The sequence below is a fragment of the Microbulbifer aestuariivivens genome (assembly GCF_039545115.1).
Lineage (GTDB): Bacteria > Pseudomonadota > Gammaproteobacteria > Pseudomonadales > Cellvibrionaceae > Microbulbifer > Microbulbifer aestuariivivens.
The window spans coordinates 66,567-76,735 of record NZ_BAABRT010000020.1; the positions used below are offsets into that span (position 1 = coordinate 66,567).

Below are 10,169 nucleotides of genomic sequence, written 5' to 3' on the forward strand. Positions count from 1 at the left end.
CCTCAGAAGGGTTTAACCACCGCGAGGATCATGATGGCCACCAGTGCGATAACCGGCAGTTCATTGAAGATGCGGAAAAAACGCGAGCTGCGCGTGACGGTACCGGTGGCGAATTTGCGCACATAGGCCCCGCAGATATGGTGATAGCCGATCAGCAGCACCACGAAGGTCAGCTTGGCGTGCATCCAGCCGGCGCTCATGTAGTAGGAAAAGTTGTAGCTTAACAGCCAAACGCCGAAAACGATCACCGCGATCATCGAGGGGATGGCAATACCTCTGTAGAGGCGGCGCTCCATGGTGCAGAAGCGGTCGCGACTGAGCTGGTCGCTGGCCTCGACGTGATAGACGAACAGGCGCGGCAGGTAAAACAGTGCGGCAAACCAGGTAACGATGGCCATCAGGTGAAACGCTTGGACCCAGAGCATTGGCTCCCTCCCGATTAAAAATTTGAAAAGGGTGATTTTTTATTGGCGATAAAAATTGTTGATATGCTCCGGCAGGATAATGCCGGCAACATTGTTGTCCAGTGCCACAGTCGGGCCCCGGTGCACATAGAGCCCTCCTGCCCCGCTTTTTTCCAGCATCACCTGCGCCTCCAATAGCGTCGCGCGCCAGTTCAGTGGCGCCAACTGCAATCGCTCACCGGGCAGTTTCAGCAGGTCGATCAGCTTTTCCGCGCCCTCATCCTTGTCCTCGCGCTCCTGCCTGCGCGCCTCCTGCAGCCGCTGCAGAAAGCTGGCCAGATCGGCCGCACGCAAAAGCTGCGGCACCGGCTCGTTCGGCAGGTCGATCACAATCCACAGTGGGGCGGTGGTAATCAGGCGGCTCGCGGCCTGTTCGCTCAGTTGCTGTGGGGCGATGGCGAAGCGGCGCTCCATCACGCTGGCCACGCCGACCCGGCTCAGCATCTGTTGCCGCCAGCTGGGTGTGCCTCTCTTGTTCAGGGAGCGCAGGGTTTCCTGAAAAATGCCCTCTGTGTGGAAAAAATGCCGGCTTACGAGGCAGGCCGCCACAATCATCAGCATGCCCGGGAAGAGCACATTGGGGTTGTAGGTGAGTTCGAGAATGGCGAGCAATGCCGCCAGGGGCGCGTTGAGCAGGGCGGCCATCATCGCCGCCATGCCCAGCATGGCGTAAAAGCCGGGGCTGGCAACATTGTCCCCCAGCCAGAGATTGGTCAGCACGCCGGCGGTGCAGCCGAGGCAGGCTCCCAGCAGCAGGCTGGGGCCAATGACGCCGCCGGGAATACCGAGGCCGCTGGCCAGCAGGGTGGTGGTGAACTTGGCCAGCACAATAATGAGCAGTGCCGTAAGGGCCAGTTCCCCCAGCAGGGCCTTCTCCAACGTATCGTATCCGGCGCCCAGCACCTCGGGCACCCAGATGGCGATGATGCCGGTGGCCGTGCCGGCGGTGAGGAAGCGCACCACCGGTGACCTGCGTTGCAGGGGGGCCAGCCGGCGCTGAAGGTGGATGAAGGCACCGGCGAGACTGCCGATGATGATGGCGAAAAAAAGCAGCACCGGCATCTCGGCCAGGGAATTCAGGTGGATTGCCGGCACGGTGAAGATGGGGTCACTGCCGAAAACCAGTTGGGAGACAGTACTGCCGATCACCGCCGCGAGTATCACCGGCAGGAAGCCCGCCACCGAGTACTCCAGCATGACCACTTCCATGGCAAAGACCACTCCCGCCAGCGGCGTGTTAAAAGAGGCGGCAATTGCGGCGGCGACGCCACACCCGAGCAGGTTGCGCACGGAGTTGTTGGGCAGTTTTAACTGGCCTGCCAGCAGGCTGCCGCTGGCGGCACCCAGGTGCACGGCGGGGCCCTCGCGGCCGACAGACTGGCCGCTGAGCAGCGCCACCGAGCCGGCCAGAAATTGCAGTACCGCGTTGGCAGCGGGCATGTGTGCCTGGTGGTTGTAGAGACGGTCCAGCACATGCACAACCCCGGTGTGGCGCCGGCTGGGCTTGATCAGGTGATACATGGCCGCCAGTATCAGGGCGCCGAGGATCGGCAGGGCAAACCGCCATACGGCCGGCAGGGCCTCGAAATGGTCCGGCAGCGGCAGATACAGCCCCGAGGGGGACTCGCTCAGCAGCCGGAAGCCGACTGTTACCAGCCCGGCTGCGATACCGGTCAGCAGTGCCATCCCCAGCAGGGGCGCCAGTGCGTCCTGGGCCGAGAGCTGCAGCCGCAGTTTTTCCAGCGCGCGCTCGTGGCGTCGCCAGCGGGAGGAGGTTTTTTTGCTGCGGGATTGCGGTGCTGGCTTCAACGCTCGTCCTGTTTATCGGCTGGCTTGTGGTAGAGTGCTGCGCATATTTTATCTGGAGCGCGGCCAGAGAGCCCGTCCAGTGAAGTCCAATGAGCACAGGAGTGAGCGCGAAGGTGATCAAGGTAGCAATTGTCGGCGGGACCGGCTACACGGGAGTGGAATTGTTGCGGCTGCTGGCCGGGCATCCACAGGTGGAAATTACCGCGATTACCTCCCGCAGCCTCGCCGGCACGGCGGTGGCGGATTTGTTCCCCAGCCTGCGCGGGCACAGTGAGCTGGTGTTCAGTGTGCCGGACGTGGATACGCTGGCCGGGGCGGATCTGGTGTTTTTTGCCACTCCCCACGGTGTCGCTCAGGCGCAGGTACCGGAGCTGGTGCAGCGCGGCGTGCGGGTGATAGACCTGTCGGCGGATTTTCGCATCAAGGACATCCCCACCTGGGAGCGCTGGTACGGGCAGCCACACGTCGCACCGGCGCTCGCCGCCGAGGCGGTCTACGGCCTGCCGGAAGTGCACCGCGAGCAGATTGCCAGCGCGCAGTTGGTGGCCTGCCCCGGCTGCTATCCCACGGCGATTCAGCTCGGCTGGATCCCACTGCTGGAATCCGCTGCGATAGAGCCCTCCAGCCTGATCGCCAATGCCGCCAGCGGCGCCAGTGGCGCCGGTCGCCAGGGCAAGACCGAACTGCTGTTCGCCGAGAACAGCGACAACTTCCGTGCCTACGCCGCCAGCGGACACCGCCATCTGCCGGAAATCGAACAGGGACTGCGCAACGTCCAGCCTGAGGGTAGTGACCCGGCCCGCCTGACCTTTGTGCCGCACCTGCTGCCGATGGTGCGCGGCATTCACGCCACTCTCTATGCGCGACTGAAACCGGGACAGACGCTGGAATCTGCACAGGCCCTGTTTGCCCAGCGCTACCGCGACGAGCCCTTTGTGGACGTAATGCCGGTGGAGAGTCATCCACAGACCCGCAGTGTGCGCGGTACCAATATGTGCCGTATTTCGCTGCATCAGCCGCAGGGTGGCGATACATTGGTGGTGTTGTCGGTGATCGACAATCTGGCCAAGGGCGCCTCGGCCCAGGCGTTGCAGAATATGAACATCATGTTCGGCTGGAAAGAAACCCTGGGGCTGGAGAGCCCGGCGCTGCTGCCTTAGAATCGGCTGCTTAATCCACACTTTCCATCAGATTATTAGCGGACAGCGGAATTCATGGCGCGCAAAGGCAAAGGCAGAGTCAAAGGCAGCAAGCAGTACCGCATGAAGGTGGTGCCGCATCGCCCCCTGTCTGGCGCCCTTTCCATAGTGGGGGTGGCACTGCTGGTGCTCGCCGCCTCGGCAGCGGCCTATTTTGCCGGGCAGCAACATCTGCGCAGCGAGCTGGATCACACCACCGTCGCCCATGAGCGCGCTCTGCAAGAGCTGGAAAAGCTGCAGCGGGAAAACGAGGCGCTGCGCCTGCGCGCCACCACGGCCGAGCAGTCGCTCACCATCGGCGAGCAGGCCAGTGAGAAGGTTCGTGCCGAGCTGGTGGAGAAAGAGAACCGTATCGCGGAGCTCAAACAGGAAATTTCCTTTTACCGGGGCCTGATGGCTCCGGCCGATGGCAGTGAAGGTGTCTCTATTGGCAGCTTCAGTATTTCGCAGACCGCCGACACCCGCCGTTACCAGTACAAGTTGCTGGTGCAGCAGTCGGCGACGCGACACAGCGTGGTCACCGGTCAGGCGACCTTTATCGTTGTGGGCAGTCAGGATGGACAGCCAAAACGCTATCCCCTGAGCGCGCTTTCGCCCCAGGTGGATGGTGAAATGATCCCTCTGCGCTTCAAGTACTTCCAAAACATCGAGGGAGAGCTAAAGTTGCCCGAGGGCTTCGAGCCCGAGGGGGTGGAGCTATCGCTGAAGTCTAGCGGTCGCGGGGGTTTCAATATCGAGCAGCGCTATGGCTGGCTGGTTCAGAAGGGCTAGCCGCCGGGGCTGAACAATGAGGTTTTGACGGAATTATGTTGAGAAAAAAAGAGAAGGTTACAGCTATGGCGAGCTCCGGAAGCAACCACACAACACTGATCGCGCGCCAGACAGAAGTCACCGGTGACCTGCATTTCCGCGGCAACCTGGTGATTGAGGGCAAGGTGACAGGTAACGTCAGCGCTCACAGTGACAGCGACGCGCGCCTGCAGATCGTAGACGGCGGAGAGGTAGAGGGCGAAATCCGCGTGCCGCATGTGGTGATCAACGGCAATGTAAAAGGCGACGTCTTCGCCGCCCGTCATCTGGAGCTGTCCTCCAAGGCCATGGTGGAAGGTAACGTGCACTACAAGCTGATCGAAATGGTCAAAGGCGCCCAGGTCAACGGTTCCCTGGTGTCCAATATCGACCTGGATTCCACTGGCGAAACCCGCCTGCTGGAGCATACTCAAGAGGCCGCCGCCGAGGCTGAGTAAGCCAACCTGCCGGAGCCGGTCCCGCCGGCTCCAAATACTTGACTGTTACAGTCGGTTTTAGCAAGATGGCGGCCCAGAGGCTGCCCTCGATCTACTGTCGGGAAGGGTGGTTTTCGCCCCAAACACCGAGAGAATCCTATGTCAGAAGCTGTATCCTTTTCTCCTGAACCGGTTGTGGTGACTGAACGCGCCGTGGCCAAGGTCAAGAGCCTGCTGGAGGAAGAGGGCAATCCGGAATTGAAATTGCGCGTCTTTGTTACGGGCGGTGGCTGTTCCGGTTTTCAGTACGGTTTCACTTTTGACGAGTTGGTGGCCGAAGACGATGCCGTGGTGCAGAAAGACGGCATCGAAGTGCTGGTCGATGCCATGAGCTATCCGTATCTGGTTGGCGCGAGTGTGGATTATGAAGAGGGCCTCAGCGGCTCCCGCTTTGTGGTGCAGAATCCCAATGCCTCGTCCACCTGTGGCTGCGGTTCATCCTTCTCGATTTAATTGCCCGGCTGTTTTCAGGCCTTTTATTTTCGCCCCGGACACCCCTCCGGGCGCCCCGGAATCTGTCCCGCGCCGCAGCGCTGGCCGCTGTCGCGATGGCAGCAGTCGCTGTCGGCCACTTTTCTGGCTTCCCGACTTCTCGGCCATTTTTCCCCGCTCGGTATATCTGCTCTCGACCCCTTCCTCAGTCTTTGCCCCTGAGGGAGACGTCGCTCCGCTGGGAGTAGCAGGATTCCCCTTCAGTTTTCTTCAGGCTCTTCTGCCTCACGGGGAATGCCCTCAGGCTTTTGTCTGCAAGCCCATACGGTCGGTCAGGCGGGATAAATACCCCCGAGAATGGTGCTGCGGCTTGCGCCCGTGACGGTCGGGCAGTTACTCGGCAGGCCGTGCAGCGTCTGCCGGGCAAACCAGGCAAAGCCCACCGCTTCCAGCCAGTCCCCGGCGATGCCGTATTTGCCCGTATCGGCGATCGACCAGGTGGGCAGTCGGCGCTGCAGGCGTTGGATAAGATCCAGGTTTCTGGCGCCGCCACCGCAGATCAGCAATTCTCCACTTTGGGCGAAAGCGTCGACCGCACCGGCGATGCTGGCGGCAGTGACCTCCGACAGCGTGGCCTGGGTATCGGCAGGCGACAGGTGAAGTCCCCCCATGGCGCTCTCCAGCCAGCCTGGGTTGAAGTTTTCCCGTCCGGTGCTCTTTGGTGGCTCGGTAGCGAAATACGGGTCGGCCATCAGGCGTTCGAATAGCTCCGGGTGCACCCGGCCGCTGGCCGCCCAGGCGCCGTCGCGGTCAAAGCGCTGCCCCCGATGCAGCTCGACCCAGTAATCCAGCAGCGCGTTGCCGGGGCCGGTGTCGTAGCCGCGCACCTCGCCGTCAGCGCCAAGCTCGGTGATATTGGCCATGCCGCCAATATTCACCACGGCGCGATCACAGCCGGAGGCGAAGGCCGCATGGTGGAAAGCCGGCATCAGGGGCGCGCCCTGGCCGCCCAGTACCATGTCGCGACGACGGAAATCAGCCACCGTGGTGATACCAGTCAGGCTGGCGATGGTATTGGGGTCACCAAGCTGCATGGAGAAGGGGATGGCGATGCTGCCAGGTGGACGGTGGCGAACCGTCTGGCCGTGGCTGCCGATGGCCAGGACTTCGGCGGGTGAAATTGAGGTGCGCTGGAGCAGGCTTGTGACCGCCTCCGCAAACGCTTCCCCCAGTTGCCGATCCAGTTGCCCGGCGCGGTCAATCTCTGACGGGCCCGGAGCGCAGAGGGCGAGAATGGCCTCGCGCATGGAGGCTGAAATCGGCTGGTCAATGGCATCGACTACCCGTGTGTGGAGCGGTGAGTTGCCCTCAAATTCCACCAGTACGGCATCGATGGAGTCGACGCTGGTGCCGGACATCAGTCCGATATAGAGCTCAGACATTGGCGCTCCCTAAGACTTTGAGCGATTCAGTGTTTGGTTTGTTATTGCTGGGGGAGGCCGGCCTGAAGAAAACAGCAATGCCAGCCGGGGGGCTGCAGCGCCCGCAGGGATGCGGGCGCACGCGGGTGGGCTCAGTTGAATCCCGGGCCGTCTTCGGGTTCGTTGCGCCGGGCCAGGGTGGGTTGTCCGTAGCTCTCAAGCTGGGCCAGCAGGGGCTGGGTCTGAGCCTGGAATCGCGCCATTTCCGCGCTGGGAATGGACTTGGCCTTCGGCAGCCGGCGCACAATCGTGGCCGGGTTGCGATGGCTGCCATCGACCAGGAACTCGTAGTGGAGATGAGGCCCGGTGGCATAGCCGGTGGCGCCGACGGTGCCGATCACCTGACGCTGTTTCACTCGTTGCCCGGTTTTTACTTTGCGCTTGTTAAGGTGCAGGTAGCGGGTTACATAGCGCTCGCCGTGCTTGATGAAAACGTAGTTGCCGTTGGCCTTGCTGTAACCAGCCTTAATGACTCGGCCGTCGCCGGCGGAGTAGACCGGTGTGCCACGCGGGGCGGCGTAATCAGTGCCGTTGTGGGGGCGGCTGGTCTTGAAAATTGGATGCAGGCGCCGCGGGTTGAAGTGTGAGCTGATGCGGCCGATGTCCACCGGTGTGCGGATGAACGCCTTGCGCATGCTCTTTCCGTCCGGAGTGTAGTAGTTGGCGTCGCCATTGGCATCCACGTAGCGCACCGCACTGAAGGTTTTGCCCTGATTGACGAAGGTGACGGCCTGGATGGGGCCGTTGCCGATCTTCTCGCCATCGAGGAACTGTTCCTCGAACGTCACACTGAATCTGTCGCCCTTGCGAATATCCAGGGCAAAGTCGATGTCGGAGCTGAACACCTGCGCCATTTCCATAATCAGGTCATGGCTGAGGCCAGCTTCGCTGCCAGCCATAAACAGGGAGCTGTCGATCTCGGCTTCGCGGTAGGCGGTGTAATTGTCTGCCTGACGCTGGTGCCGCGCATACTGGAAAGTGCCACTCGCCTCGCGGGTAAATGCGACCAGGTTCAGTCGGTCCCGGTGCAGCTCCAGGCTGTGCAGGGAGCCATCGTTGTTAATGTGGAAGGTGAGTTCCTCGCCGGGGGTCAGTCGGGCCAGGCCGCGGGCCTCGTCGCCGCTGGCGAGCAGTTTGTACATCTCGGCGGAATCTATCCCGGCGCGCTGGAAGAGGTCGGACAGGGTGTCGCCGTTGCGCACCTCAAGACTCTTCTTCGCCATGGCCACGGGTTCCGCCGCGATGACCTCAGTGCGGGCGCCCGCTGAGGGGGTCGCGGATTCGCCGGCGGCGCTGGCGAGCTCCTCGGGGGTGGAGAGATTGACAGGCAGCGGCAACCGTTTGGCTTCCACTTGCGGGGTCGGCACGAACAGGGCGATCACCAGTGCAAAACTGGCGGCGGTCGCCGCGAGTGCATGGGTGCGCGGAAAGTGCTGGCGCAGTGCGCCGAACACGCGCTTTGGTGTCGGTTTGTTTGCAGTATCCATGGTCTTAACAGGTGGCGCTGGTAATACTTTTTATTGATGCCGGGCGTTCGCCGCGGCTAAAAAACGAACAACAAGATTGCTTTATAACAAAAATCGGGTCGCCATTCACGGGGTAATTGACCTGCCTTTCCATGGTTAGGTTCCTTTGCGCTATTTAGATAGACGTTTTGAGCGGGGGCTCAGCTGCTTGTATTTACCAGCGTATTCGGTAATGTTGCAGCCCGCTTCGCCGCCGGATGGCGGCACCAATCGCCATATATTGCACAGAGGGGAAATAATGGCTGGGGTCGATACCGCACTGTTGAAAGACTTGGACCGCAGAGGGCTGATCAATCAGGCCACTGGGGATGGGGAACTGACCGAGCATCTGGCGCATTCCCGCACCCTCTATTGCGGCTTCGATCCAACCGCTGATTCCCTTCACATTGGGAGTCTAGTCCCCCTTCTGACCCTGAAGAGGTTTCAGGCGGCAGGACATCGTCCGATTGCGCTGGTTGGCGGCGCAACCGGCCTGATTGGCGACCCTTCCTTCAAGGCCCAGGAGCGCAGTCTCAACACCCCCGATGTGGTTGCCGGCTGGGTGGACAAGATTCGCGCCCAGGTATCCCAGTTCATCGACTTCGACTGTGGCGAAAACAGCGCGGTGGTGGTGAACAACCTGGACTGGACGCAAAACCTGAATGTGCTCGACTTCCTGCGGGATGTGGGAAAGCATTTCTCCGTCAACAACATGGTCAACAAGGAATCCGTGAAGCAGCGGATTCAGCGCGAGGGAGAGGGGATCTCCTTTACCGAGTTCAGCTATATGCTGCTGCAATCCATGGATTTCTCCGAACTCTACCAGCGCGAGAAGTGTACCCTGCAGATAGGCGGCTCGGATCAGTGGGGCAATATCACCGGCGGCGTGGATCTCACCCGGCGTCAGCACCGCGGCAAGGTGTTTGGTCTGACCCTGCCGCTGGTGACAAAGGCGGACGGCACCAAGTTCGGAAAGACCGAAAGCGGCACCATCTGGCTGGACCCCAAGCGCACCTCTCCCTATGCCTTCTATCAGTTCTGGCTCAATACTGCCGATGCGGACGCCTACAAGTTCCTGCGTTACTTCACTTTCCTGAGTGTGGATGAGATCGAAGCCATTGAGCGCGCCGATGCGGATCGCGCCGGCAAGCCAGAGGCTCAGGGCGTACTTGCCCGCGAAGTGACCCGCGAGGTGCACGGTGAAGAGGGGCTCCTGGCGGCCGAACGTATCTCCCGCGCCCTTTTTTCCGGGGATATCTCCGAGCTTTCCGCCGGCGACCTGGAGCAGTTGCGCCAGGATGGTTTGCCCAGTTCCGAGCTGCCGGCCGGTTTTGGCGACCAGAGCCTGATCAATGTGCTGGTGGACGCCGGCATGGCGCCCTCCGGAAAGCCGGTGAAGGATGCGCTCAGTCGCAATGCCGTACTGGTGAATGGTGAAGCTGTGGGAAGCGATAGCAACGGCGCACCAGCGGAGGTCTTTAGTGCTGAGCGAGCCCTGCACGGCCGCTTCTTTATTGTTCGCCTTGGCAAGAAGAAATATCACCTATTCTCACTGGCGAGTTGATCAAGTTTTGGGCGTATTTTGCGGCAAAGCAATTTTTTTGCAGTTTTGTCACAAAAGTTCTTGCGGCTGCTCCCGTGGCTCCGTATAGTTCGCGCCCTCGCTGCTTGAGAAGTGGTGAGGAGGCGGTTCCAAGTGATTGATTTTCTTAAGAAATTTTCTTCACGAAAGAGCTTGCCAAGGTCGAAGACGCCGCTATAATGCGCGCCACTTCGAAGGAGTCCCAACCGGCTCCGCCAGGTCTCCCGCGAGGCCATTTCATGCTGCTGAGCGGCGTGAATCAGTATCGGAAGGCGCGTCTTGTAGAGTCGCCTCCGGCACTGAAAAAAGCCTCAAAAAAGGCTTGTCGCGGAGAGGTGGCTCGCTATAATGCGCGCCCCTCACGAGCTACCGGAAGCGGTGGTTCGGGGTTTCGGAAAGCTCTTTAGGTAG

The 10,169-nt window shown here is 61.1% G+C and carries 9 protein-coding genes; 5 read left to right on the forward strand and 4 right to left on the reverse strand.

From position 1 onward, the window contains the following. Positions 1-2: 2 nt before the first annotated feature. Both hemJ and ABEA58_RS11945 read right to left on the reverse strand, forming a co-directional pair. Positions 3-425, reverse strand: a complete 423-nt coding sequence (gene hemJ, locus ABEA58_RS11940; protein WP_345551785.1) for a protoporphyrinogen oxidase HemJ — start codon at positions 423-425, stop codon at positions 3-5. A gap of 39 nt (positions 426-464) precedes the next feature. After that, positions 465-2,273 carry a chloride channel protein gene (locus tag ABEA58_RS11945; RefSeq protein WP_345551786.1) on the reverse strand — a complete coding sequence of 603 codons (1,809 nt, stop codon included), beginning with the start codon at positions 2,271-2,273 and terminating at the stop codon, positions 465-467. A gap of 113 nt (positions 2,274-2,386) precedes the next feature. On the opposite strand from ABEA58_RS11945, the gene argC reads away from it, so the two are divergent. The 4 genes from argC to erpA all read left to right on the forward strand — a co-directional run bounded on the left by argC (position 2,387) and on the right by erpA (position 5,211). Further along, positions 2,387-3,433 carry an N-acetyl-gamma-glutamyl-phosphate reductase gene (gene argC / locus ABEA58_RS11950; protein ID WP_345551788.1) on the forward strand — a complete coding sequence of 349 codons (1,047 nt, stop codon included), beginning with the start codon at positions 2,387-2,389 and terminating at the stop codon, positions 3,431-3,433. Between the two features lie 54 nt (positions 3,434-3,487). Next, positions 3,488-4,243, forward strand: coding sequence for a DUF6776 family protein (locus ABEA58_RS11955; RefSeq protein WP_345551789.1), 756 nt, complete (start codon positions 3,488-3,490; stop codon positions 4,241-4,243). A gap of 65 nt (positions 4,244-4,308) precedes the next feature. Next, the gene (locus ABEA58_RS11960; protein ID WP_345551791.1) at positions 4,309-4,719 is read left to right on the forward strand and encodes a bactofilin family protein; all 411 of its coding nucleotides are present in this window, start codon (positions 4,309-4,311) and stop codon (positions 4,717-4,719) included. Between the two features lie 138 nt (positions 4,720-4,857). Next, positions 4,858-5,211, forward strand: coding sequence for an iron-sulfur cluster insertion protein ErpA (gene erpA, locus ABEA58_RS11965; protein ID WP_345551793.1), 354 nt, complete (start codon positions 4,858-4,860; stop codon positions 5,209-5,211). Positions 5,212-5,522: 311 nt separating this feature from the next. On the opposite strand, the gene ABEA58_RS11970 is transcribed toward erpA, so the two are convergent. Further along, complete coding sequence (locus ABEA58_RS11970) at positions 5,523-6,632, reverse strand: anhydro-N-acetylmuramic acid kinase (protein ID WP_345551795.1); 1,110 nt, start codon at positions 6,630-6,632, stop codon at positions 5,523-5,525. A 131-nt stretch (positions 6,633-6,763) separates the two neighbouring features. Further along, positions 6,764-8,158 carry a peptidoglycan DD-metalloendopeptidase family protein gene (locus ABEA58_RS11975; RefSeq protein WP_345551797.1) on the reverse strand — a complete coding sequence of 465 codons (1,395 nt, stop codon included), beginning with the start codon at positions 8,156-8,158 and terminating at the stop codon, positions 6,764-6,766. A gap of 277 nt (positions 8,159-8,435) precedes the next feature. Between ABEA58_RS11975 and tyrS the strand changes: the two genes are divergently transcribed. Next, the gene (gene tyrS, locus ABEA58_RS11980) at positions 8,436-9,740 is read left to right on the forward strand and encodes a tyrosine--tRNA ligase (protein ID WP_345551799.1); all 1,305 of its coding nucleotides are present in this window, start codon (positions 8,436-8,438) and stop codon (positions 9,738-9,740) included. Positions 9,741-10,169 lie beyond the last annotated feature (429 nt).

Coding starts and splice junctions, on each gene's coding strand:
- ABEA58_RS11955 (WP_345551789.1), top strand. CDS start 3,488: ATGGCGCGCAAAGGCAAAGGCAGAGTCAAAGGCAGCAAGCAGTACCGC.
- ABEA58_RS11960 (WP_345551791.1), top strand. CDS start 4,309: ATGGCGAGCTCCGGAAGCAACCACACAACACTGATCGCGCGCCAGACA.
- hemJ (WP_345551785.1), bottom strand. CDS start 425: ATGCTCTGGGTCCAAGCGTTTCACCTGATGGCCATCGTTACCTGGTTT.
- erpA (WP_345551793.1), top strand. CDS start 4,858: ATGTCAGAAGCTGTATCCTTTTCTCCTGAACCGGTTGTGGTGACTGAA.
- tyrS (WP_345551799.1), top strand. CDS start 8,436: ATGGCTGGGGTCGATACCGCACTGTTGAAAGACTTGGACCGCAGAGGG.
- ABEA58_RS11970 (WP_345551795.1), bottom strand. CDS start 6,632: ATGTCTGAGCTCTATATCGGACTGATGTCCGGCACCAGCGTCGACTCC.
- ABEA58_RS11975 (WP_345551797.1), bottom strand. CDS start 8,158: ATGGATACTGCAAACAAACCGACACCAAAGCGCGTGTTCGGCGCACTG.